A 22,976-nucleotide genomic window follows, 5' to 3' on the forward strand; every position below is an offset into this window, starting at 1 on the left:
GTTCAACACTTGATGAGTTTCCGGGGAGGAACCATGGAAACCGCGATCGAGGTCCGCGACCTCGTCGTGCGACGCGGAGCGAGGGCCGTCCTCGACGGCTTCTCCTGCGCCATACCGAAAGGCAGCGTCACCGGGCTTCTCGGCCCGAGCGGCAGCGGCAAGACCACCCTGATGCGCGCGATCGTCGGCGTGCAGATCGTCGCCTCCGGCACCGTCACGGTGCTCGGCCATCCGGCCGGTTCGGCGCCGCTGCGCCGCAGCATCGGCTACCTGACCCAGGCCCCGAGCGTCTACGCCGACCTCACCGTCGCGGAGAACGCGCGCTACTTCGCCTCGCTCTACCGTCTCAAGGCGGCCGACGCCGACGCCGCCGTCGAGGCCGTCGGCCTGACCACGGCGAGGAACCAGCTGGTCTCCGACCTGTCCGGCGGCCAGCGCAGCCGCGCCTCACTGGCCTGCGCCATCGTCAGCCGCCCCGAGGTGCTGATCCTCGACGAGCCGACCGTCGGGCAGGACCCGGTGCTGCGCGACGAGCTGTGGGACCACTTCCGCCGGCTCGCCGCCGACGGTGCCACCGTGCTGGTCTCCAGCCACGTCATGGACGAGGCGAACCGCTGCGACCGGCTACTGCTCATCCGCGAGGGTGTGCTGATCGCCGACGACACCCCGGCCGCGGTGAAGCGGTCGGCCGGCACCGACGACCTGGACCAGGCATTCCTGAAGCTGATCCGCCAGCAGGAGAAGGGGGTGGCGGCGTGATCCTGGCGAGCACCGTCAAACGCATCCTCGGCCAGCTGCGGCACGACCCACGCACCATCGCGCTGATCATCGTGGTGCCGACACTGCTGATCACCCTGATCTACTTCATGTACGAGGGGCAGCCGCACGTCTTCGACCGGATCGCCCTCACCATGCTCGGCGTCTTCCCGTTCATCGTGATGTTCCTGATCACCAGCATCGCGATGCTCCGGGAACGCACCACCGGCACCCTGGAGCGGCTGTTCACCACCCCGGTCGGCAAGCTCGACCTGCTGTTCGGTTACGGCATCGCGTTCGGGGTGGCGGCCACCGCGCAGGCCGCGGTCGCCGCCGGGTTCGCCTACTGGGCGCTGGACATGCACACCGCCGGCAGCATCGGGCTGGTCATCCTGATCGCCGTCGCCAACGCCGTCCTCGGGGTCGCGCTCGGCCTGCTGTGCAGCGCGTTCGCCCGCACCGAGTTCCAGGCGGTGCAGTTCATGCCGCTCGTGGTGGCACCCCAGCTGCTGCTCTGCGGGCTGTTCGTGCCGCGCGAGGACATGGCCGGCTGGCTGCAGGCGATCAGCAACGTGCTGCCGATGTCCTACTCCGTGGAGGCGCTGACCGAGGTGGGCATGCACTCCGAGCCGACGGGCATCATGTGGCGTGACCTCACCGTCGTGGTGGGCGCGATCGTGGTGGCGCTCATCCTCGGTGCGGCCACCCTGCGGCGCAGGACTGCTTAGGACGTACGAGCGAAGGAGTTTGACGCGATGGTGCGACGGACCGGACGCCGGCCCGGCAACCCGGACACCCGTGAGGCGATCCTCTCGGCGGCGCGCAGCGCGTTCGCCGAGAAGGGCTACGACGGAGCGTCGATCCGGGCCATCGCGACCGGCGCCGGGGTCGACCCGGCGCTGGTGCACCACTACTTCGGCACCAAGGACAAGCTGTTCCTGGAGACGATGAACTCGCCGATCGACCCGGCCGACATCATCAACGAGGTGGCCGTGGGGGACCGGGACGAGATCGGGGTCCGGTTCGTCCGGGCCTTCCTGGCCATGTGGGACGGCCCGCGCGGCGCGGCGGCGGTGGCGCTGCTGCGCTCCGTGGTCGGCACCGAGTGGACGACGAAGCTGTTCCGCGAGTTCATCATCACCCAGATCCTGCGCCGGGCCGTGTCCCGGCTGGACCTCGACCCGGCGGAGGCACACCTGCGGATCACCCTGGCCGCCAGCCACCTGGTCGGCCTGGCCCTGGCCCGCTACGTGATCAAGGTGGAGCCGCTGGCCTCCGCCCCGACGGAGACGCTGGTCGCGGCGGTCGGCCCGGCGGTGCAGCGCTACCTGACGGGCGACCTTCCCGGCGTCTTCCCGGCATGAAACCGGCCCGGCGGGGGCATGCAGCGCTGCGTGCGATGGACGACGGTGGTGATGTCGGCGCTGCTCCTGACCGGGTGCGCGCCGGTCGAGCAGCGTTCGGACGCCGCCGAGCAGACCGCCCGGCGGTTCCTCCAGGCGGTCGCGGACGGTGACGGGCCGGCCGCCTGCGGCGTCCTCGCTCCGGAGACCGAGGCCCAGATCGACGCGCCGTGTGCGGAGGGCATCGTGGGCGAGGCGCTCACCGCGCCGTCCGATCAGGCCGATGCGCAGGTGTACGGCCAGCGCGCGCTGGTGAGGTTCGCCGGCGACACGGTGTTCCTCGCCGCGTTCCCGGACGGCTGGCGGGTGGTGGCCGCCGGTTGCGAGCCCCGCGGCGAACGTCCCTACGACTGCGCGGTCCAGGGCGGGTGACCCGATGCGCTTCCAGTACCTGCTGCTCCTGTTCGTGGTGACCGCCGGTCTGCTGTACTTCGCCACGCTGGGGGTGCTGCACCGATGAGGCGATTCTGGCGGGACAACTCGCTCGGCCTGGTCTTCGGCGTGCTGTTCCTGGTCGTGCTGGTCGCGCAGGCCTTCGCCGGGCACGCCGACTTCAACCAGCAGCAACTGGCGTCCGGCATGGAGCCGATATCGCTCGGCCGCTACCTCACCTCGGCGTCGTTCGCCGCCGACGTGGCCGAGAACTGGCAGTCCGAGTACCTGCAGTTCTTCCTCTACATCTTCCTGACCGTGTGGCTGGTGCAGCGCGGCTCGCCGGAGTCCAAGAAGCCGGGGGAGCAGGGCCGGGAGTCCGACGAGAAACAGAAGGTCGGGCCGTACGCCACCGACGGGTCACCGGTATGGGCCCGGGCCGGCGGGCTGCGCCGCATGCTGCTGTCGAACTCGCTCGGCATCGTGATGGGCCTGCTCTTCGTCGCGTCGTGGCTCACCCAGTCGATCGCCGGGGCGGCCGCCTTCAACGAGCGGCAGCTGCGCGACCTGCAGGAACCGGTCACCTGGGCGGAGTACCTGACCGAGCCGGACTTCTGGAACCGCACCCTGCAGAACTGGCAGTCCGAGCTGCTGGCCGTCGCCTCGATGGTGATCCTGTCGATCTACCTCCGGCAGCGTGGTTCCCCGGAGTCCAAGCCGGTCGGCAGCCCGCACGACGCGACCGGAGTCGAAGGCTAGGCCTCCGCGCTGATCCGGGCCAGGAAGCGGTTGATCTCGTGGCGGATGTGGTCGGGGACGCCGGAGAACTGGAGGCCGATCTCGGCCGAGCTACCGCGGTCGACCCGGCGCACCACCTGCGCGTCAGCCGCCGCGGCCAGGCCGTCGAGGGCGAACTCGGCGCGGACCAGGTCGCCGACGACGATCCGGGTGCCGGCCGGGATGTTGCAGCCCAGTCCGTCCGAACTGAGGTCGAGCATGTCGGCGACGACCTGCGGGCCGATCGCGGTCTGCAGCCGGACCGCGCCCTCGACGCGCAGCCGGTCGTGGCGGCGGCGTTCCAGACGCTCGGCCACATCGGAGAGATCGCCGATCTGGGCCATCGTCGCCTCGACACTGCGGTGCAGCCGTCCGACGATGTCGTGCTGCTGGTCGGCGATCCCGCCGAGGTGCCGCATCGCGTCCTCGATGTCCCCGACGTCGGAGATGATCGCGCTGAGCGTCTGTCCCATCTGGGCCACGTCCGACTCGAGGGCGGCGATGGTGCTGGTGATCTGCTCGGTCGAGCGGGCGGTGGTGTCGGCCAGGCTCTTCACCTCGTCGGCGACCACCGCGAACCCACTGCCGGCCACACCGGCCCGGACCGCCTCGATCGTCGCGTTCAGCGCCAGCAGCCGGGTCTGCGAGGCGATCCCGGAGATCACGCTGGCGATCCCGGCGACCTGCCGCAGGCTGTCGTTGAGCGCGGTGGCCGCCTCGTCGGCACTGTGCGCCCGCTGGACCAGGGCGTTGGCCGCGTCGCTGGTGACGGTGACCCGCTCATGGGTGGCGGCCGCCGCGTCCCGGGCCGCGCCGACCTGCACCACCACGTCCTCGAGTTTGCCGCCGATCACCTCGGCCGTGTCGTCGATCGCCTCCCGGGCCCGGCGCCGCAGCCGCTGGGTGAGCTCGCGCTGCTGGGCCTGCGCGTTCTGCGCTCGCGTCTCGAGTTCGTCGCGCAGCCGCGCCAGCTCGGCGTCACGCTCGCGCAGGGTCCCGGCGAGGTCGGCCGCGGCCGGGCCCTCATCGGCGACGCCCGGGCCGGGCGCGGTCCGGCGGCCCAGCCGGAAGGCCACGAGCGCGCCGCACACCACCGCGATCAGCGTCCCCAGCAGGGCCAACCAGCTCGGCATAATGCTCAGACCGTACCCCGGCCGGATCGTCGTCGTGCGGCGTTTCAGCCCTGCGCCAGGAGGTCGTCGATCTGGCCCATCGCCAGCCGCATGCCCTCCTCCATGCCCATCTCGGCCATCCGTTCCAGCTGCTCGGCGCTGCGGAATGTGGACACCGTCGTCATCCGCGTGCCGCCGCCGACGGCCTCCAGGGTGACCACGGCGTGCGTGACGTCCTCCGGGTCGGCCGGCTCGCCCTGGTCGTCGGCGAAACCGTCGTCGAACTCGAGCCGGTGCGGCTCCTCGATCTCGGTGATCACCCACCAGCCCCGTGCCTTGGTCCCGTCCGGGCCGGTCATGTGGTAACGCACGTCGCCGCCGGGCTTGAACTCGTACCGCTCGAAGGTGGCCGGCCAGGTCGGCGGCCCCCACCAGCGCTCCAGCTTGCGTGGATCGGCCCAGACCTGCCAGACCCGGTCCACCGGCGCCGTGAACTCGGCGACGAACGTCAGCGTCAGCGCGCCGACGTCCTTCTGTGAGCTGATGACCGTCATTGCTCCTCCTCGAGAATCCGGTCGATCCCGGCGGCCCGCTGCCGCCAGAGTTCCTCGTACCCGTCCAGCAGGCGTGCCACCCGGCGCAGCGCCTCGACCTCCCCGTGCACGATCTGCTCCCTCCCGCGCCGGGTCTTGCGCACCAGGGCCGCCCGCTCCAGCACCGCGACGTGTTTCTGCACGGCGGCGAAACTCATCGGGTACGCCCGGGCCAGCTCCGACACGGACTGACCGGAACGGATCACCCGGGTGAGGATGTCGCGCCGGGTCGCGTCCGCCAGCGCGTGGAAGACGAGGTCCGCATCTACAACCATGTGGTTGTACGTTAGACGCCTTCCCCGTCCCCGGCAACCCGAAGTACCCGGACGGGACCGACCAACGGCCGTGCCGCCGGAGGTGACGCCGGAACTACCGTCCGAACATGCGGACCTCCGAAGCTCAGCCCGTGGTGGCCGCCGTCGACGGCTCCCGCACCCACCCCGTCACCCTCGACCTGGCCGCCGACGAGGCGGCCCGGCGCGGCGTACCCCTCCATGTCCTGCACGTCTGGCCGGGGCAGTACACCGGCCGCTACCGGTGCCGTGGCCCGGTGCCCGGCGAGACCGACGGCCGGCGTCTGCTGGACGCGGCCACCCGTCGCGCCCGGCAGCGCGCACCCTGGCTGCCCGTCCGCGCCGAGCTCGTCACCGGCAGCCCGGCCGGGATCCTGGCCGAGCACTCCGAGACCGCCTCACTGGTGGTGATCGGCCGCCGCGACGAGGGGCCCGGCCGGCCCGGCTGGGGTTCCACCGCCGCCTACCTGGCCCGGCACAGCCGCAGCCCGCTCCTCGTGCAGCGCGGCGCCGGGCTGCGCACCGGGCCGGTCGTGCTCGCGGTCGCCGGGCCGGACGGTCCGGCCCCGGCGGTGCGGTGTGCCTTCGAGGAGGCCGATCTCGCCGGGGCCCGCCTGGTCGCGGTACGGGTCTGGCAGCCCGGCGGCGGCCAGGACGGACGACAGGCCCGGCGCCAGCTGACCGAACTGCTCGCCGGATGGGCCGTCCGCTATCCACGGGTCCAGGTGGAGCCTCTCGTGGTGGCGGAGCCGGAGCTGGCGTACACCCTGGGCCGTGCCTCGCGCCGTGGGCGGCTGCTGATCGCCGCGGCCGGGCAGCGCGGATGGTTCGCCGAACTGGTCCGCGGTGTGCCGGGCCCGGGGCAGAGCCCGGTGCTGCTGGTGCCCCCGGTTTCCTTCAGCGCGGGGGTGGCCGGCCGATAGTCGGGGCCCGCAACCCCGCGAGATCATCACGGAGGCCCCACGATGACCATCAGTATCGGAACGTCACAGGCGCCCTCGGCCTGGGAGACCCATGCCGCCTGGCTGCGGCTCCGCGAGGACTGCAACCGGCTGGCGGCCGACGTCATGACCGGTGTCAAGGACCCGGCACTGAGCGCCGACCGGGCCGCGGTCCTGGAGAGCCGGGACGCCATCGCGCGGATGACCCCACCGGGCATCGTGGACGTGCTGATCTGACCGGCCGTACCCGGCGCCGTCTCAGTGCAGAACGGCCAGCGCCTCGGCGAGCACGTCGGTGGCGTCCTTCACGTCGACCTCGCGCATCCGCAACGGGCCGCCGGTCTCGGTGAGCAGGGCGGCGTGCGCCCCGCCGGCGTAGACCGGCGCGAACCCCAGATCCCGGATGATCATCGACGCGGCCTCACGTGCCTCCCGGTCGTCGCTGCACACGTACTCGGTGAGCAGCGGGTCGTGCCACCGCCGCCGGCTGAGCACCTCGGTCGAGACCGTGTTGAACGCCTTCACCCAGTGCGCCTCGGGCGCCCGGTCGATCAGCGTCTCCAGCCCGGAGATGTCGTCGGGGACGTCCGGGTTGGTCGCGTCGATCACCACCTTGTCAGCGATCACGCCGCGGGTGAGATCCACCGCCTCGTTCGCCGACGACCAGTTCGGGCTGAAGATCACCACGTCACCGAAGGCCGCCGCCTGCGGGATCGACATGATCCGCATCGTCTCGCCGTCCATCTCGGCCCGCAGGCGCTCCGGATGCCGCGACGTGATCGCGACGTCGTGCCCGCTCTCGACGCACCACCGCGCGAGTGTGCCGCCGAGCTGACCTGCTCCAATGACACCGATACGCATGTCCTCAGGGTGCCCCCGCGATCACTCGCCCGGGTGGTGAATCGGCAAATCACCGTAGATCATCCGCAACTCGACGGTGACCAGGTCGTCCACCAGCGCCTCCGGATCGGTGCTCCCGGCCAGCGCGCCGGTGCGCAGATCGTCGATCAGGCCGGCCAGCACGTGCGGCGCCGGGCCGGCCGGTGCCAGGCCCGCCGCGCGGTCCCGGGCGATGCGGGCGGCCAGCCGGTCCACATGGGCCGAGCGCAGGCTCTCGCGCCACTGCGCCAGCGGCGGGCAGCCCGGGGCGGCGGCCAGTGCCCCGGCCAGCATCCGCCCGTGCTCGCGCCAGAGCCGGGCGAGCGGGAGCAGGGCCTCGCGCAGCGCCGCCGTGTCGGGGCCGGAGCCGTCCAGCCAGGGGCCGGCGTCGCGGCCCAGCTCGCCGGCCATCCCGTCCAGGAGGGCGACGAGCACCGACAGCTTCGAGTCGAAGTAGAAGTAGAAACTGGACCGGGAGATCTCGGCACCCGCCGCCAGCTCGTCGATGGTGATGTCGGCGAGCGGCTTGCGGGCCAGCAGCTCGCGCGCCGTCTCCAGGATCGCCCGCTCCCGGCGGTCGCCCTTGCTCGGGCCACGGCGCCTGCCCGGAGACGGAGGTGTGCTCATCCGGACACTTTAACGCGGTGTCGATTTTTTCGACGTACTGTCGAAAAGCAACGACGACTTGTTGGGAGATCCGATGAAAGAGATCCGCCTCGCCGCCCGCCCCGTCGGCTGGCCCACCGCCGAGACGTTCGAGGTCGCCGAGACCGCGGTTCCCGAGCCCGGTCCCGGCCAGGTGCTGATCCGCAACCTCTACATGTCCGTCGACCCCTACATGCGCGGCCGGATGAACGATGTGAAGTCCTACATGCCGCCGTTCCAGGTCGGTGAGCCGCTCGACGGCGGCGCGGTGGGCGAGGTCGTCGCCTCCCACGCGGAGTCCGTCCCGGTCGGCGCCCACGTCGTGCACGGTCTGGGATGGCGCGAGTTCGCGGTGTCCGACGCCGAGCGGGTGCGCGTGGTCGACCCGGCCGCGGCCCCGTCCCTGTCGGCCTATCTCGGCCTGCTCGGCATGACCGGGCTCACCGCGTACGCCGGGCTGCTCGACATCGCGCAGTTCCGCGAGGGCGACACGGTCTTCGTCTCCGGCGCGGCCGGCGCGGTGGGCAGCGTGGCCGGCCAGATCGCCCGGCTGCGCGGGGCGAAGCGGGTGATCGGCAGTGCCGGTTCCGCCGGCAAGGCCCGTCACCTGATCGACGACCTGGGCTTCGACGCGGCGTTCAACTACAAGGACGCGCCGGTCCGTGACCAGCTGAAGGCGGCCGCTCCGGACGGGATCGACGTCTACTTCGACAACGTCGGGGGCGACCACCTGGAGGCCGCGATCAGCGTGATGAACAAGTACGGGCGGATCGCGATGTGCGGCGCCATCGCTCAGTACAACGACACCGCTCCGCCGGCCGCGCCGCGCAACCTGGCCTCCGCCATCGGCAAGGAGATCAATCTCCGCGGCTTCCTGGTCGGCAACCACTCGCACCGGATGCCCGATTTCGTGGCCGAGGTCGGCGGCTGGCTCCGCTCCGGTCAGATCACCGCCCGCGAGACGATCGTCGAGGGTCTGGAGAACGCGCCGGACGCGTTCCTCGGTCTGCTCCGCGGTGAGAACACCGGCAAGATGGCGGTCAAGCTGCGTTAACCAGGGCTTGAGGTGCCCCCGGCGACCTTTTCGTACGGGTCGCCGGGTATCTCCTGGAACTGAACGGTAACTCAGTAGCTCTCGCGAGCGGACCGGATACGGAACGTACGGATGATCGCCGTCAACCGTACGGGTGAGGTGACTGACGGAAAGCAGACACTAGCGTTCCCGTGTGGCGAATCGGTTCCCCCTCTGGGGACAAGCGGGCTGGGCTAGTGCCGAGGTGGTCGGCGAGACGCACTACGCGAAGGCGATACGTGCTCTCTTCGGCAGCGACTTCGACCCGCGGGGCACCGACATAAACATCACCGTGCAGCTCATCCCGGACCGCAACAACCGCCACGACCGTAACGCCGTCGGAGTCTGGTCCGGAAGTGCCCTGCTGGGCCACCTTCCCCGCCCCGAGGCCGCCCGCTACGTCACCGCGCTCACCGCGCTCACCAACCGTGGCCTGCTCCCCGAGGTCAACGCCCGGATCACCGGCCGTGAGTGGGGTGCCGCCGACGGCCGCCCCGCCGCGTTCGACGGCACCATCCGCCTCGACCTCGCCGAGCCGCACATGCTGGTCCCGGCCAACCAGGCCCCGGTCCAGGAGCACCGCCTGCTGCCGTCCGGCTCGGCCGTACAGGTCGTCGGCCAGCAGCAGAACCTCGACGCGCTCATCCCGCTGCTGCGCCAGGAGGGCGAGTGCTGGGCGTACGTGACGTTGCACGAGACCGCCGACCACCTGGTCGAGGTGCGGATCGGCGACACCCGCGTCGGTGACCTCAGCCCCAAGATGAGCGGCGAGCTCTCCCCGGTGCTGCGGCACCTTGCCGAGCGTGGCCTGGTCACCGCGGCCCGCGCCGTGATCAAGGGCAACGGAGGCAAGAGCGAGGTCATGCTCTACATCGCCCGTGTCCAGGACCTGCCGGAGAGCTGGCAGGCCGGCCCGAGCCGCCCGGCCGCCCCGCCGTCGGCCGGCCGGGGCACGGCGAGCGTTCCGGGACCCGGCGTGGCCAGCACGGGACCGGCCACGCCGGGCCCCATCCCGGTCTCGTCCCCGATCGCCCCGGTCTCGCCGTCGGCGCCGCTCGCGCCGGCCGCGGCGGGCGCCTCCGCGGTGCCCGGGATGAGCATGCCCGGCGGCCTGATGACCGGCGGCCCGGCCTCCGGCGGCCTGGTGCCGAACTGGGTGGCCCCGGCCGACGCGCTGCCCAGCTGGGCCTCGCCGCCGTCGGCGATGCCCGCGGTGGCCCCGCTGCCGCCGTCCGGCCTGCCGGTCTCCCCGGCCGTTCCCGGCGCTCCGGCCTGGAACAACGCGAGCCCACCGGCCTGGAACAACGCGAGCCCGCCGGCCTGGAACCGCGGGAGTTCCTCGACCCCCTACGTGTCCGGGTCCCGTTTCGAGCCGCCGGTCACCATCCCGGTCCGGCAGACCGACGGACTCGCCGAGGCGCCGGCCGGTGTCCGCCCGGTCAGCCCGGCGCCGCCGGCACCACCGTCGCCGGCACCACTGTCGCCGCATTTCGACGCCCAGGAGCAGCTCGCGATCGCCGAGACCACCGTCATCCCGGCGCTGGCCGCCGTGGTGAAGGCGAACTCGGGCGCGCTGGCCGGGTTGTCCCCGGTCTCCCCGGCCCCGGTCTCACCCGCACCGGGCGCACCGGCAACGGTCGCACCGGCAACGGTTTCACCCGTCCCGGTTTCACCCGCGCCGGTCTCACCCGCGCCGGTCTCACCCGCACCGGGCGAGGGCAATCAGCACGCGCCCATCCCGGCTGCCCCGACCGGCATCCGGTTCATGGTTCCGCCCGGCTGGCCGCAGCCCCCGGAGGGGTGGTACCCGCCCGACGGCTGGCGTCCCGATCCGTCCTGGCCGCTGGCTCCGGCGGGCTGGCAATGGTGGGTCCCGACCTGGGAGTGACCCCTCCCGGACGCCTTTCTTGACCGGATACGTCGGATTAACCCGGAAAACCCCCACGGTGACCCACCTCGCCTTGCTGGAATGGGCGAATGCGGTGGGATGAAGCTGACGGGTTGACCGGGCGGCCGGACGCACGCGTCCGGGGAGTGCTCGAAAGCTGGCGTGCCGGTCTGCTCGACCTCACCGCCTCCAACCCGCTCATCCACGCGGACCCGTGGGGTCCCGGCGTGGTGGCGATCGACAGTCCGTCACCGCGTGGTGTGCTCGAAGCCCTGCAACAGGGCCGCGAGTGCGGCTTCCTCGGCGTGGAGGAGCAGGAGGAGGGTCCGCGCCCCCGGACCGCCAGCGTGTTCCAGACGCACATGACCGACGCCGAGATGGACACGACGCTGCGCGCCCTGCGCCGCACCGACCACCGTGACCAGCTCGAATACGGTATGTCCGCGCTCTACCTGGCGCTCGGCACGCTGCACTGGAAGGACGACGAGCAGGAGTACGCCAGCCCGATCCTGCTCATCCCGGTCGACCTGGTCGACTCCGACCCGCTGGACTACCCGCGGCTGCGCGCCCGGCCCGACGACCCGCTGGTCAACCCGGCCCTCGCCATCCGGCTCAAGCACCACGGGGTGGAACTGCCCGTCGTCGAGGGGCTGACCGGGCTGGACGTGACCGTCTTCTGGGCCCGCCTGGACGCCGCGATCAGCGAGCACCCGGAGTGGCGTACCGACGAGGCGATCCTGCTGTCCCGGTTCACCGTGCACCGCGAGGTCGTCTACCACGACCTGGTCGACAACGAGCGGCAGATCCTCGCCCACCCGGTGGTCCGCGCGCTGGCCACCGAGGCCCGCTCGCAGATCGACGCGTTCAAGTTCGAGCCGATCAGCGCCCGCCGCATCGACGACGTGGCCTCGCCCGATGACATCCCGCTCGTGCTCGACGCCGACGCCGCCCAGCGGTCGTGCGTCGCCGCCGCTCTCGCCGGCCGCAGCTTCGTCCTGCGCGGCGCACCCGGCACCGGCAAGTCGCAGACCGTCGCCAACATGATCGCCGCGCTGATCTTCGCCGGGAAACGGGTGCTGCTCGTCTCCGAGAAGGCGGCCTCCCTCGACGTGGTCAAGGACCGTCTCGCCCACGCCGGGCTCGACGACTACCTGCTCGAACTGCACAGCGACCAGACCGGGCGCGACCAGGTGGCGGCCACCCTCGCGGCGGCCCTCGACTTCATCCCGCTGCCGCCGCCCAGCCTGTCCACCGACGAACGGCAGGAGCTGCGCGAACACCGGGAACGGCTGAACGCGTACGCCGAGGCCATGAACGAGGTCCGGGAGCCGCTCGGCCACCGGCTGCACGACGTGCTCGGCATGTGCGCGCAGATGACCGACGTGCCGGCCGCCCCGGTCCCGCCGTCCCTGCCGGTCCCGCTCACCACCCAGTCGCTGCAGAAGGTCCGGGACGCCGCCGAACGACTCGGGCGCGCCTGGCGGCCGGCCCTGCAGGGTGACGCCTTCCTGTGGCGTGACGTCGTCGACCGCAACCGGCTCGACGCCCGCCTGCACCAGGCCCAGACCGCCCTCGAACACCTCGTCGAGGCGGCCGGCGACGACCCGCTCGCCACCGCGTTCCGGGCCCGGCACCTGGCCGACGCGATCGCCCTGACCACGCTGATCGGGCACGCCGCACGCCGTCCGCCGGAGGCCGCCGACGAGTGGCTCACCCTGGACAGTCTGGAACCGGTGGCCCGCGCCGCCGAGGGCCTGCTGCGCCACCTCAAGTCGCTGCACCAGGCCGAGGACGCGGTCCGGTCCCGGGCCGGCGTGACCTGGTCGGCACTGCCCACCCCGGGCAAGCTGCCGATCGTGCCGAGCCTCGTGCACCTCGACCCGCCGGCGGTCGAGCTGCTGCCGCTCACCGCGGCGCAGGCCCGCGGCCTGGCCCGGCGGTTCGCCGACGAGGCCGACCGGCTCGAACAGCACCAGCACAGCCTGGACCGGGTCACCGCCCGGCTCGGTCTGCCCAACGTGGTCGCGTTCTCCGACATCGGCCGGGTGGCGGCCATCGTCGACCTGCTCAACCGGCCGGACAAGCCGGAGTCCGGGTGGTTCGACGCCGCCGGGATGGCCGCCGCGCACACCGCGTCCCGGCTGCTCCAGCGGGCCGTCGACCAGGTGCGGGCGGCCGAGGACCGGGCGCGTGAGCACTTCAACGAGGGTGCGCTCGCCCACCCGGTGGACGAACTGGCCGAGCGGTTCGCCAGCGTGCACAAGGGGTTCCGGAAACTGCGGGCGCCGTACCGGCGGGACAAGAAGGCAGCCGCCGAGATCGCCCGGCCGGACGTCAAGCGCAAGCAGGCCGTCGCCAACCTCGCCGCCGCGGCCGCGTGGAAGAAGGCGCTCACCGAGCTCGACGAGACCGAACGCGAGTACGGCCGGATCCTCGGCCGCCACTGGCAGCGGATGGACACCGACTTCGACGCCATCCGCAACGCCCTCGGCACCGCCGAGGAGGTGATGCGGGTGACCCCGCCGGAGGCACTGCCCGCGGTCATCGAGCGGGTCAGCGCGCCCACCCCGAACAGCGCGATCATCCGGATCGTCTCGGAGGCCCGCAAGGAGTTCGACCGGTGGACCGCGGCCCTGCGGCCACCACCCGAGGCGGCGCCGCGCCCGCAGCTCGCGGCCGGGCCCGTCCACGACGCGGTCACCTGGCTGCGGGCGCACGTCGAGCCGCTGACCGCCACGGCCGAGCTGGTCCAGGCGTACAGCGTCGCCGCCGGGCGGGACTTCTCGCTCGCCGAGTCGGCCGCCATCGGACTGCTCCGGGAGAGCGCCGCCGACGCCGCCGCGGCACTGGCGGCCAACGCCGGCGACTACGCCAAGGTTCTCGGTAACGCGTACCGCGGCACCCAGACCGATGTGGAGGCCCTGGCCACCGCGATGGCGTGGACCTCGGAGGCCCGGCGCATCCGGGTCGGCGTCGACACCGCGCTCACCACCGAGCAGGTCGAGGCCCTCGGCCGGTCCCGGCCCACCGACACACTGCCGTCCCGGGTCGCCGAGTGGCAGGCCGCCCGCGACTGGATCCTGCGCGCCTTCGCACCCCGCCGGCACGCTCAGCTCACCACCGTCCTGGACGACTACGACCACGCCCGGCAGCTGATCCAGGCGCTGATCGAGGACGGCAAGGGCCAGCAGGAGTGGTTCGACTACCAGGCGGCCCGCGAGATCCTCGCCGAGCACGGCCTGGACGCGGTCGTCGACTTCTGCGCCCGTGAGGACCTGGCGGTCGAGCAGATCCTGCCGGTCCTCGGCCGGGCCCTGTTCCAGTCGTGGGCGGACACCGTGATCCGGGAGGACGACCGGCTGCCACCGCTGGACGCGGCCGCCCGGGACCGGCTCGTCGAGGAGTTCCGCGTCTGGGACGGCCGGTTGCAGCGGGCCGCGTCCGCCGACGTGATGAACGCGGTCGACGAGATGCAGCCCACCGGCACCGCCGCCGCCGAGGCCGCGCTGCTGCGGGCATCCGCCGCACAGCAGGGCCGTCGCCTGCCGGTCAGCGAGCTGATCGGGCGGACCCGGCACGCCACCCTCGCGGTCAAGCCGTGTTTCCTGACCGTGCCCGCCGACGTGAGCCGGCTGGTCCCGGCCGACCTCACCTTCGACGTGGTGATCATCGACGAGGCGTCACGGGTGCCCGTACCGGATGCGATCACCTGCATCTACCGCGGCGCGTCGTTCGTGGTCGTCGGCGACGACCGGCAGCTCACCGCCCTGCCCACGCCCGGCGAGGGCCGGTCCGTCCTGGACCTGGCGATCGGCTGCGCGGCCTTCCCGGTGCTCGACCTGACCACCCACTACCGCAGCCGGCACGAGTCACTGATCGCGTTCGCCAACCACACCTTCTACCAGGGGATGCTCAGCACCTTCCCACCCGCCGGCCCGGCCGGACCGGACACCGGGGTGCAGCTGTTCCCGGCGATCGCCGAGAACGGGGACGCCGGACTGGCCGACCTGGTCGCCGGCCGGGTCGCCCACCACTTCGTCACCCGCCCCGAACTCAGCCTCGGCGTCATCGCCTGCACGCCCGAGCTCGCGATGCGGATCGAGGCCGCGGTCGCCGACATGGTCGTGCCACCCGACGACGACCGGCTCCGCGGGTTCTTCGTCAAGGACCTGGACACCGTGCAGGGCGACGAACGCGACGTGGTCCTGCTCGCCATCGGCGCCGACCTGGGCGGGCTGGCCGGGCCGGACGGCTGGCGGCGGCTCAACGTCGCCACCACCCGGGCCTCCCGCCGGGTCGAGGTGATCTCCACGATCCGCGGCCGCGACCTGCCGGACACCGAGGAACTGCGGCCGCTGGCCGGATATCTCGACTACGCGACCCGCGGGGAGGCGGCACTCGGGCTCGACGACACCCGGCCCGAGGCGCAGACGCCGTTCGAGGACTCCGTCCGCGACGTCATCCGGGCGTGGGGCTACCGGGTACGTACCCGGGTCGGCACCGGCGCGTTCCGGATCGACCTGGCCGTACGCCGATCGGCCCGGCGCAACGCCCCGTTCGCGCTAGGTATCGAGTGCGACGGCACCACCTACGACTCGGCGCCCGCCGCCCGTGACCGCGACCGACTCCGTGAGCAGGTCCTGGAGAGTCTCGGCTGGAAGCTGCACCGGATCTGGGGCACCGCGTGGTACCTGGACCGCGAGCACGAGGAACAGCGGCTGCGCGCGGCCATCGACGAGGCGCTCGCCGAGTTCCCGCCCGAGGAGCAGGCGGCCGAGCTCGAGGTGTCCACGATCCCCGAGGGGGAGCAGCGCGAGCCGGTCACCCTGGTGGAGACCGAGGACGGGTACGCCACGGCGGAGCCGGAGCTTCTCCACCCGGAGCCGGACCTTCCTCACACAGAGCCGGACCTTCTTCACACAGAGCCGGAGCTTCTCCACCCGGAGCCGATCGAAGAAGAAGAGGTCGTCCCGGTCGACGCCCTCGGCACGCTGGACGACGAGACCGACGCCTACCTCGCCGGTGTGGACGACGTCGAGGAGCATGTCACCGAGGAGTGGGCCGGCACCGGCTGGGCGGAGACGCCCGCCGAGGAGACGGCGGAGGAGGAGCCCCAGGTCCGGGCCGCGATCTTCGACCGGGTCACCCGGGCCGAGATCGTCGAGGAGTACGAAGAGTACGAGGAGCACGAGGAGCACGAGGAGGACGGCCCCCGAGTCACCGCCGCCGTGTTCGAGCGGGTCACCCGTACCGAAAAGGTCGCCGACCTCGACGACTACGAGGACTTCGACGAGCCCCGGATCATGCCGGCCACCTTCGAGCACCTCAGCCGGGCCGACGTGGAACGTGCCGAGGCGGCGCGGGTCGAGGCGGCCCGGGTCGAGGCCGCCCGTGCCGAGGCGGCGATTGCCGCGGCGGCCGCCCTCGCCGGTGCCGCCCGGAGCGAGCCCGCGTCGGTCGAGGGGCTGCCGATCGCCCAGCCGGTCTTCGTGTCTCCCGAGTACACCGTCGAGCCGCCGCCGGTGGCGCCCAAACGCACCCGGACCCGGCCGGCCCGGAAAGCCGGCAAGCCGGTGCCGGTGGCCCACGGGATCCAGGAGTGGGCCCACCCGTACCGGAAGGCGAAGCTCACCGCCCTGCCGGACGGCGCGAGCCTGGCCGAGCCGGAGACCGCGCGGCGGATCGCCGACGCCATCCGCCGGATCGCCGCCGTCGAGGGGCCGGTGCACATCAGCATCGCCCTGCAGCGGATGCGTGACGAGTGGGCGCTCGTCCGGATCACCAAGCAGGCCCGCGCCGCCATCGACGCGGCCATCGCCAAACTGGCCGCCAAGGGTGACGTGACCTGGACCGACGAGTTCCTCGGCGACCCCGGCCAACTGGTGCCCACGGTCCGGCTGCGCGCCGACGGTGTGGCCCGCAAGGCCGACCAGATCGCCGGCTCCGAACTGCGGGTCGCCATGGAACACCTGGTCACCGAGGCCGGTGCGATCGACGTGGACGGGCTGCTCGCCGCGACCGGCCGGCTCTACGGCTGGGCGTCCCGGCGATCGACCGAACTGGACGCGCGACTGACCGGCCTGATCGCCGACCTGGTCGCCGAGGGCCGGCTGAACCGGCAGGCCGACGGGCTCAGCGCCGTGCACGACCTGCCCGACCCGCTGACCCTGCCGCGCCACGACACGGCGCCCGCGCCGTCCAGGAAGGCGAAGGCCTGAGGCCATCGGATCGTCGGCAGTGGTTCACCCGGGGCTCCTAACGTCCGGCCACATGCGAAAGTTCGTCTACAGCGGATCGCTGGTCGTGGCGCTCACTCTCACGCTGACCGGCGGGGCCCGGGCCGGTGACCACTCCAAGGTCACCGTCCCGACCCTGACCGGCTTCGCGTCCCTTCCCGCGGCCACCTTCGTGCCCGGCAGCGAGCCGTCCGGGGCGCTCGTCACCGGCAACACCAACGGTTTCCCGGTGCCCTTCGCCGACCAGCCGGTCCAGGGTTTCTCCGGGATCGTCAACAACGGTGACGGCACCTTCGACGTGCTCTCCGACAACGGCTACGGCAACCAGGCCAACTCCGGCGACTTCCTGCTGCGCGTCCAGCGGCTGGCGCCGGCGTTCGCCGACAACGAGGTCGACGTGCTCGGTGGCGTCAACCTGACCGATCCGGCCGGCCACGTGCCGTGGAAGCTGACCCGCGAGGACCGGGTGCTCACCGGTGCGGACTTCGACGTCGAGTCGATCGTCAAGGACGCGGCCGGCGGCTACTGGATCGGTGACGAGTTCGGGCCGTACCTGCTGCATTTCGACCGCGCCGGCCGCCTGCTGTCGGCGCCGGTCCCGCTGGACGGCGTCACCGCGCCGGAGACCGCCACCCGCACCGGCACCACCGCGAACCTGGGCGGCAGCAAGGGCTTCGAGGGCCTGGCCAAGTCGCCCGACGGCCGCCACCTCTACGCGCTGCTGGAGGGCTCGGTCACCGGCGACACGCCCGGCGACCTGCGGCTCAACGAGTTCGACACCCGGACCGGGAAGTACACCGGCAAGCGGTACGTCTACCGCCTCGGCGCGCCGAACCTGGCCATCGGTGACGCCATCGCCATCGACCGGCACCGCTTCCTGATCATCGAGCGGGACGGCGGCCAGGGCGCCACCGCCGTCATCAAGCGCCTCTACATCGCCGACACCCGGGACCGGGACAAGGACGGGCTGGTCGACAAGACGCTGCTCGTCGACCTGATGAACATCGCCGACCCGCGTGGGGTCGGCGGCTTCGGCGCCACGTTCACCTTCCCGTTCCAGACCATCGAGGACGTGGTCATCCTGAACGAGAAGACCGTCGCGGTATTGAACGACAACAACTTCCCGTTCTCCAGCGGGCGCACCGCCGGAGTGGCCGACAACAATGAGTGGATCACCATTGAGCTGCCCTCGTCGCTGAATCCGGACAAGCGCATCTTTCCAGCTCAGAGCCGGTAGGTAAACGATTCTTTAATCGACGGTAAACGAGCGGGCGCGCTGTCACGGAATTGCGCTAATGGCCTACCGTGGCGGCGTGCCCGCGATAGAACTCCGGCGCGACACACCCGGAATCCTGCGCTTGCTGACCGCCCTCACCGCGACCGTCGCCACCGTGCTGCTGGCCGCCCTCACCCTCGTCATGGTCAGCGTCCGGGACCAGGTGCGCGTGATCGGCCACGAGGCGGCACCCCGGGCCGCCACCGCCGCCGACCTCTACTTCGCCCTCAGCGACCTCGACGCCCAGGCGACCCGCATCCTCCTGGCCGGCGACCGATTCCTGCCGGCGGCCATGAATCCGTCGCCGGCCGCCGCCGAATCCGCCGCCGAATCCGCCGCCGCTCAATCCGCCGCCGCTCAATCCGCCGCCGCTCAATCCGCCGTCGACGAACTCGCGGGGATCCGGGTCGACGCGCTCGGCGTCTACCGCGACCGCGGCTACCAGGCCGACCAGGCCCTGCGGGGCTTCACCGCCGACGACGCCGTCACCCTGCGCGTCACCGACGGGCTGGCCGTCTACCGTCAGCGGATCGGCCAGGCCCTCGCCGCGCCCACGGCCGCCGACCAGCTCGGCTACTGGACGCAGGCCACCAACCTGCTGCACCAGCGCCTGCTGCCGGACGCCCAGGAGTTACGTGAGCAGAGCCAGCGGCGTCTCGATGACGCGTACGCCCGGAAATCCGCCACCGAAACCACCGCCACCGCCGTCATCGTCCTGCCCGGCGGCGCCCTGGTGGCGCTGTTGATCTTCCTTCAGGTGTGGACGGCCCGCCGTTTCCGCCGCCTGTGGAACCCGGCCCTGATCACCGCGACCGCGGTCAGCCTGCTGCTCCTGCTCGCCGCCACGGCCGTCCTGCAGGTGCAGGCCCGGCAGCTCGCCGACGGCCGCGACACCGGGCTCGGCCCCTACCTGGCCCTCTCCGAACTGCGTTCCCTCGGCTACGACGCCGCCGCCGACACGGGCCGCTACCTGGTCTCGGCCAACCTCGGCTACTACCGCGACGACTTCACCGCCAAGTCGGCCTGCCTCACCGGCGACCCGGCCTGCCGGATGTCGTCGCCGCACCCGGCCTCGGGCCCGGTGACCGCCGTGGCTTCGGCGCGCGCAGGTCTCGCCCGGCTCGCCGGTCCGGTCGCGGCCGAGCGCTGGGCCACCTACCAGGCCGTCCACCAGCGGATCGTCGCTCTCGCCGACAGCGGCCGGACGGCCGAGGCGGTCCGTCTGCTCACCGGCATCCGCCGAGGCGACGCGGCCTTCGACTTCGCCTACTTCGACGCGTCGGTCGCCGAGGCCACCGACGCCCGCCGCGACCGTTTCGACCGCGCGCTGCGCGCCGCGGAGACCACGCTGACCGGCTGGTCCTGGTTGCCGGCCCTGTTCATCGCCGCGGTCCTCACTCTTCTTCCTTCAGCGGTACGCCCACGCCTGGCCGAATACCGATGAGGCGGACACGCGCCCCGCGCTCCGCGCCATTCCAGCCTCCCACCCCGACGGCCGCTCCCACGCCGGCGCCCGTTCCCGCCTGGACCGCCGTTCCCGAACCGGCGCCCGTTTCCGCCTGGACCGCCGTTCCCGAACCGGCGCCCGTTTCCGCCTGGACCGCCGTTCCCGAACCGGCGCCCGTTTCCGCCTGGACCGCCGTTCCCGAACCGGCGCCCGTTCCCGCCCGGACCGCCGTTCCCGAACCGGCGGCTGTTCTCACCCGGACTGGCGTTCCCGGGTCGGCGGTTGTTCTTGCTCGGACTGCTGTTCCGGGGTCGGCGGTTGTTCTCGCCCTGGCGGCTGTTCCGGGGTCGCCGCCCTTTCCCGGGTCGGCGGCTGTTCTCTTGCTGGCGGCCGTCGTCGCGCTGGCGGCCGTTCCCGTCTCAAGAGGTAAACGTATGAGGCTGCGAGCCCTGACCGTCATCGCCCCACTCCTACTGGCCCTGACCGCATGCGAGGCCCCCGCCGAGCCGGAGCCGTCGATCGCCTGCGCCGCCGGTGCGGTCACCGGCCAGGGCAGCTCAGCCCAGACGAACGCGGTGAACGCCTGGATCAAGGCCTACCAGATCGCCTGCCCCGACGCCGCCGTCGAGTACACGAGCACCGGTTCCGGCTCCGGAGTGAAGGCTTTCCTCGACGGAACCGGGGACTTCGCCGGCACCGACACCCCACTGTCCACGGCCGACCTGAACCATGCCACCGCCCGCTGCGACGGCCCGGCCGTCCACCTGCCCCTGGTGATCGGCCCGATCGCGCTCACCTACAACGTCGCCGGAGCCGATGACCTGCGCCTGACCCCGCGGACCATCGCCGGGATCTTCAGCGGGACGATCACCATCTGGAACGACGAGGCCATCGCCGCCGACAATCCGGGTACAGTCCTGCCTGCCACCAGGATCCGGACCGTCCACCGCGCGGACAGCTCCGGCACGACCGGCAACTTCCTCCGCTACCTGACCGCGACCGCCCCGTCCGACTGGCCACACGGCTCCGGCAACGACTGGCCGGCCCCCGGCGGTATCGGCCAGCGCGGCAGCCACCGGGTGGTCGACGCGATCGCCCGGACGGACGGCGCGATCGGCTACGTCGAGTCCTCCTACGCCAGGGTCACCGACCTGCCCACGGCCAGTGTCGGCACCCCTGACGGAAGCTGGTCCCAGGCCACCGACTGGGCGGCCGCGCAAACCGTCGCATCCGCCGAGGTCTCCGACGATCTGCGCCTGTCGATCGACTACACCGCGGCGCGGGCCGGGGCCTATCCGCTTGTCCAGGTCACCTACGAGGTGGTCTGCCGCAATACGGTCTCGGACGTGGCCCGCAGTTTCCTTGTATACGCGGCGGGGGAGCCGGGTCAGCGCGCCGCCGAACAGGCCGGCTACGCCCCGCTCCCCGAATCCCTCCGCAACCAGGTGGTCCGGGCCCTGGCAACCCTCCGCTGACCCCACTCACCCGCCAGCCCACCACCCGCTTAGCGGTTTCCCACCGCCGCCCGCCGCCCGCCGCCCGGCTGCCCGTCGCCGTTCGTGCGGCCCACCGCCGGGCTGCCCGTCGCCGTTCGTGCGGCCCACCGCCGGGCTGCCCGTCGCCGTTCGTGCGGCCCACCGCCGGGCTGCCTGTCGCCGTTCGTGCGGCCCGCCGCCGGGCTGCCTGTCGCCGTTCGTGCGGCCCGCCGCCCGGCCGCCCGCCCGTTGCCCGCCCGTCGCTGGCCGCCCGTTGCTGTTCGCGCGGGCCGCCGCCGCTCGCCGCGCCTTCAGCCGATCTTGACCGTTTGGCCACCGCATGCGGTGGTATGCCGGTCAAGATCCGGCGCGGGGATCACCGCAGGCGGCGGCAGATCTTGATTGCTTGGCCACCGCATGCGGTTCATTCGGTGGTGAGTCGGTCAAGATTCACCGTCCACGGCTGTTCACCGCGGTGTCCCCAGCCGATCTTGACCGTTTTACCACCGCATTCGGTGGTGAAACGGTCAAGATCCGCGGCGGGGATTCGCTGAGCGAAGGTGGTTCAGCGTGTGGCCGTGCGAAGGCAGTGTTGATGTCAACCGCAGAGATCCGCCTGGCCGTCAGTGTCGTCTCCGCGTCGCTGGAGCGTCGCGGAGGACGGTGGTTCGGGTGTGAAGGCGCCCGGACCGGGCCGTTGCCGGACCGAGGGGCTGCCTGGACACCGAGGGACTGCCCGGACCGAAGGGCTGCCCGGACATTGGGAAGCCGCCTGGACGCCGAGGGACCGCCTGGACGCCGAGGGGCCGCCTGGACGCCGAGGGGCCGCCTGGACGCCGAGGGGCCGCCTGGACGCCGAGGGGCCGCCTGGACGCCAAGAGGCCACCCGGACACCGAGGGACTGCTCGGACACCGAGCGGCCACCCGGACACCGAGGGACTGCTCGGACACCGAGCGGCTGCCTGGACACCGAGCGGCCGCCTGGACGCCGAGCGGCTGCCCGGACCGAGGGGCTGGGCCGGGCCGAAGGGGTGGGCCGGCGGTGTCGATGGGGTCAGGGGCGGGGGTTTCCGTAGTACGCGCCGGGGCCATGCTTGCGCTTGAAGTGACGTTCCTGCAGGTGAGGTGGGGTGCTTGCGTTCGGGTTCAGGGCGAGGGTCTTCAGGGCCATCTCCGCCACCGCCTCGAGGATGATGCCGTGGTCTACCGACTTCTGCGGAGTGGCGCCCCACGTGAACGGTCCGTGGTTGGCGGCCAGCGCGGCCGGGATGGCTGCGGCCGCCTCGTCGTCGCCGATCGTCTCGATGATGACGCGGCCGGTGTTGAGCTCGTAGTCGGTGGCGCACTCCTCGGGGGTGAGGGTGCGGGTCACCGGGACCGGACCGTTGAACGTGTCGGCGTGCGTGGTGCCGAGAACCGGAACGTCGCGGTTGGCCTGGGCGAAGGCGGTCGCGTTCGCCGAGTGGGTGTGCGTGACACCGCCGATCGAGGGCCAGGCCAGGTAGAACGCGCGGTGGCTCTCGCTGTCGACCGACGGGCGCAGGTCGCCGGCCAGCACCTTGCCGGTGTGCAGGTCGACGGGGACCAGGTGGTCCTCGGTCAGCTCGTCGTAGGCGACACCCGACGGCTTGATCAGGTAGAAGCCGCCCTCGCGGTCGATGCCGCTGACATTCCCCCAGGTCAGCTTGGCCAGGCCGGCCGCGGGGATGGTCTGGTTGGCCAGCAGCACGGCCCGGCGCAGGGCCGGCGAACCGTAAGTCACGTCGTCTTCTCCTCGAACGCCGGATGTTAGCGCTCACGATAACGGAACG

The 22,976-nt window shown here is 72.3% G+C and carries 19 protein-coding genes; 13 read left to right on the forward strand and 6 right to left on the reverse strand.

Annotated elements, in window-relative coordinates; translation table 11 throughout:
* The first annotated feature begins 33 nt into the window (after positions 1-33).
* From ACFO0C_RS39885 to ACFO0C_RS39905, 5 genes are all read left to right on the forward strand, one after another.
* The gene (locus tag ACFO0C_RS39885; protein ID WP_378072005.1) at positions 34-759 is read left to right on the forward strand and encodes an ABC transporter ATP-binding protein; all 726 of its coding nucleotides are present in this window, start codon (positions 34-36) and stop codon (positions 757-759) included.
* Entirely contained in the window at positions 756-1,484 is a 729-nt protein-coding gene (locus ACFO0C_RS39890) for an ABC transporter permease (protein WP_378072006.1), read from the forward strand. The genes ACFO0C_RS39885 and ACFO0C_RS39890 overlap by 4 nt, the downstream gene beginning before the upstream one ends.
* A gap of 27 nt (positions 1,485-1,511) precedes the next feature.
* The gene (locus ACFO0C_RS39895) at positions 1,512-2,120 is read left to right on the forward strand and encodes a TetR/AcrR family transcriptional regulator (protein WP_378072007.1); all 609 of its coding nucleotides are present in this window, start codon (positions 1,512-1,514) and stop codon (positions 2,118-2,120) included.
* Positions 2,121-2,150: 30 nt separating this feature from the next.
* Positions 2,151-2,531 (forward strand): hypothetical protein, encoded by a 381-nt coding sequence (locus ACFO0C_RS39900; protein WP_378072008.1) that lies wholly within the window; start codon positions 2,151-2,153, stop codon positions 2,529-2,531.
* An 84-nt stretch (positions 2,532-2,615) separates the two neighbouring features.
* A complete protein-coding gene (locus ACFO0C_RS39905) occupies positions 2,616-3,290 on the forward strand; it encodes a DUF6766 family protein (protein WP_378072009.1) in 675 nt (224 codons plus the stop codon).
* Here the strand turns inward: ACFO0C_RS39905 and ACFO0C_RS39910 are convergent.
* The 3 genes from ACFO0C_RS39910 to ACFO0C_RS39920 are packed head-to-tail and all read right to left on the reverse strand — an operon-like array spanning position 3,287 to position 5,288.
* Complete coding sequence (locus ACFO0C_RS39910) at positions 3,287-4,441, reverse strand: methyl-accepting chemotaxis protein (RefSeq protein ID WP_378072010.1); 1,155 nt, start codon at positions 4,439-4,441, stop codon at positions 3,287-3,289. The two genes, ACFO0C_RS39905 and ACFO0C_RS39910, sit on opposite strands and share 4 nt — an antisense overlap.
* A 44-nt stretch (positions 4,442-4,485) precedes the next feature.
* Positions 4,486-4,974, reverse strand: a complete 489-nt coding sequence (locus ACFO0C_RS39915; protein WP_378072011.1) for an SRPBCC family protein — start codon at positions 4,972-4,974, stop codon at positions 4,486-4,488.
* Positions 4,971-5,288 carry an ArsR/SmtB family transcription factor gene (locus ACFO0C_RS39920; protein WP_378072012.1) on the reverse strand — a complete coding sequence of 106 codons (318 nt, stop codon included), beginning with the start codon at positions 5,286-5,288 and terminating at the stop codon, positions 4,971-4,973. Before ACFO0C_RS39920 ends, ACFO0C_RS39915 begins: the two co-directional genes overlap by 4 nt.
* A gap of 107 nt (positions 5,289-5,395) precedes the next feature.
* On the opposite strand from ACFO0C_RS39920, the gene ACFO0C_RS39925 reads away from it, so the two are divergent.
* Positions 5,396-6,229, forward strand: a complete 834-nt coding sequence (locus tag ACFO0C_RS39925; protein ID WP_378072013.1) for a universal stress protein — start codon at positions 5,396-5,398, stop codon at positions 6,227-6,229.
* Between the two features lie 42 nt (positions 6,230-6,271).
* Positions 6,272-6,484, forward strand: coding sequence for a hypothetical protein (locus ACFO0C_RS39930; RefSeq protein WP_378072014.1), 213 nt, complete (start codon positions 6,272-6,274; stop codon positions 6,482-6,484).
* A 21-nt stretch (positions 6,485-6,505) separates the two neighbouring features.
* Here the strand turns inward: ACFO0C_RS39930 and ACFO0C_RS39935 are convergent, their stop codons facing one another.
* Both ACFO0C_RS39935 and ACFO0C_RS39940 read right to left on the reverse strand, forming a co-directional pair.
* Positions 6,506-7,108 (reverse strand): NADPH-dependent F420 reductase, encoded by a 603-nt coding sequence (locus tag ACFO0C_RS39935; RefSeq protein WP_378072015.1) that lies wholly within the window; start codon positions 7,106-7,108, stop codon positions 6,506-6,508.
* 21 nt (positions 7,109-7,129) lie between these two features.
* A complete protein-coding gene (locus ACFO0C_RS39940) occupies positions 7,130-7,753 on the reverse strand; it encodes a TetR/AcrR family transcriptional regulator (RefSeq protein WP_378072016.1) in 624 nt (207 codons plus the stop codon).
* Between the two features lie 73 nt (positions 7,754-7,826).
* Here ACFO0C_RS39940 and ACFO0C_RS39945 point away from each other — a divergent pair, with 73 nt between their 5' ends.
* The 6 genes from ACFO0C_RS39945 (at position 7,827) to pstS (ending at position 21,165) form a co-directional block, all read left to right on the forward strand.
* Positions 7,827-8,825, forward strand: a complete 999-nt coding sequence (locus tag ACFO0C_RS39945; RefSeq protein WP_378072017.1) for an NADP-dependent oxidoreductase — start codon at positions 7,827-7,829, stop codon at positions 8,823-8,825.
* A 172-nt stretch (positions 8,826-8,997) separates the two neighbouring features.
* Positions 8,998-10,731, forward strand: a complete 1,734-nt coding sequence (locus ACFO0C_RS39950) for a hypothetical protein (protein ID WP_378072018.1) — start codon at positions 8,998-9,000, stop codon at positions 10,729-10,731.
* An 89-nt stretch (positions 10,732-10,820) separates the two neighbouring features.
* Positions 10,821-16,949 (forward strand): DUF4011 domain-containing protein, encoded by a 6,129-nt coding sequence (locus ACFO0C_RS39955; protein WP_378072019.1) that lies wholly within the window; start codon positions 10,821-10,823, stop codon positions 16,947-16,949.
* A gap of 52 nt (positions 16,950-17,001) precedes the next feature.
* Entirely contained in the window at positions 17,002-18,204 is a 1,203-nt protein-coding gene (locus ACFO0C_RS39960) for an esterase-like activity of phytase family protein (RefSeq protein ID WP_378072020.1), read from the forward strand.
* A 76-nt stretch (positions 18,205-18,280) separates the two neighbouring features.
* A complete protein-coding gene (locus ACFO0C_RS39965; RefSeq protein ID WP_378072021.1) occupies positions 18,281-19,687 on the forward strand; it encodes a hypothetical protein in 1,407 nt (468 codons plus the stop codon).
* Positions 19,688-20,124: 437 nt separating this feature from the next.
* Positions 20,125-21,165 (forward strand): phosphate ABC transporter substrate-binding protein PstS, encoded by a 1,041-nt coding sequence (pstS, locus tag ACFO0C_RS39970; RefSeq protein ID WP_378072022.1) that lies wholly within the window; start codon positions 20,125-20,127, stop codon positions 21,163-21,165.
* A gap of 1,054 nt (positions 21,166-22,219) precedes the next feature.
* On the opposite strand, the gene araD is transcribed toward pstS, so the two are convergent.
* Positions 22,220-22,927 carry an L-ribulose-5-phosphate 4-epimerase AraD gene (gene araD, locus ACFO0C_RS39975; RefSeq protein ID WP_378072023.1) on the reverse strand — a complete coding sequence of 236 codons (708 nt, stop codon included), beginning with the start codon at positions 22,925-22,927 and terminating at the stop codon, positions 22,220-22,222.
* Between the last annotated feature and the right edge of the window lie 49 nt (positions 22,928-22,976).

It is taken from the genome of Actinoplanes subglobosus (assembly GCF_042650585.1).
GTDB lineage: Bacteria > Actinomycetota > Actinomycetes > Mycobacteriales > Micromonosporaceae > Actinoplanes > Actinoplanes subglobosus.

Bases quoted from the DNA above. Each gene is read 5' to 3' on its own strand.
- ACFO0C_RS39895 (WP_378072007.1), top strand. From the start codon at position 1,512: ATGGTGCGACGGACCGGACGCCGGCCCGGCAACCCGGACACCCGTGAG.
- ACFO0C_RS39910 (WP_378072010.1), bottom strand. From the start codon at position 4,441: ATGCCGAGCTGGTTGGCCCTGCTGGGGACGCTGATCGCGGTGGTGTGC.
- ACFO0C_RS39930 (WP_378072014.1), top strand. From the start codon at position 6,272: ATGACCATCAGTATCGGAACGTCACAGGCGCCCTCGGCCTGGGAGACC.
- ACFO0C_RS39885 (WP_378072005.1), top strand. From the start codon at position 34: ATGGAAACCGCGATCGAGGTCCGCGACCTCGTCGTGCGACGCGGAGCG.
- ACFO0C_RS39915 (WP_378072011.1), bottom strand. From the start codon at position 4,974: ATGACGGTCATCAGCTCACAGAAGGACGTCGGCGCGCTGACGCTGACG.
- ACFO0C_RS39945 (WP_378072017.1), top strand. From the start codon at position 7,827: ATGAAAGAGATCCGCCTCGCCGCCCGCCCCGTCGGCTGGCCCACCGCC.
- ACFO0C_RS39940 (WP_378072016.1), bottom strand. From the start codon at position 7,753: ATGAGCACACCTCCGTCTCCGGGCAGGCGCCGTGGCCCGAGCAAGGGC.
- ACFO0C_RS39925 (WP_378072013.1), top strand. From the start codon at position 5,396: ATGCGGACCTCCGAAGCTCAGCCCGTGGTGGCCGCCGTCGACGGCTCC.
- pstS (WP_378072022.1), top strand. From the start codon at position 20,125: ATGAGGCTGCGAGCCCTGACCGTCATCGCCCCACTCCTACTGGCCCTG.
- ACFO0C_RS39935 (WP_378072015.1), bottom strand. From the start codon at position 7,108: ATGCGTATCGGTGTCATTGGAGCAGGTCAGCTCGGCGGCACACTCGCG.
- ACFO0C_RS39955 (WP_378072019.1), top strand. From the start codon at position 10,821: ATGCGGTGGGATGAAGCTGACGGGTTGACCGGGCGGCCGGACGCACGC.
- ACFO0C_RS39905 (WP_378072009.1), top strand. From the start codon at position 2,616: ATGAGGCGATTCTGGCGGGACAACTCGCTCGGCCTGGTCTTCGGCGTG.
- ACFO0C_RS39960 (WP_378072020.1), top strand. From the start codon at position 17,002: ATGCGAAAGTTCGTCTACAGCGGATCGCTGGTCGTGGCGCTCACTCTC.
- ACFO0C_RS39920 (WP_378072012.1), bottom strand. From the start codon at position 5,288: ATGGTTGTAGATGCGGACCTCGTCTTCCACGCGCTGGCGGACGCGACC.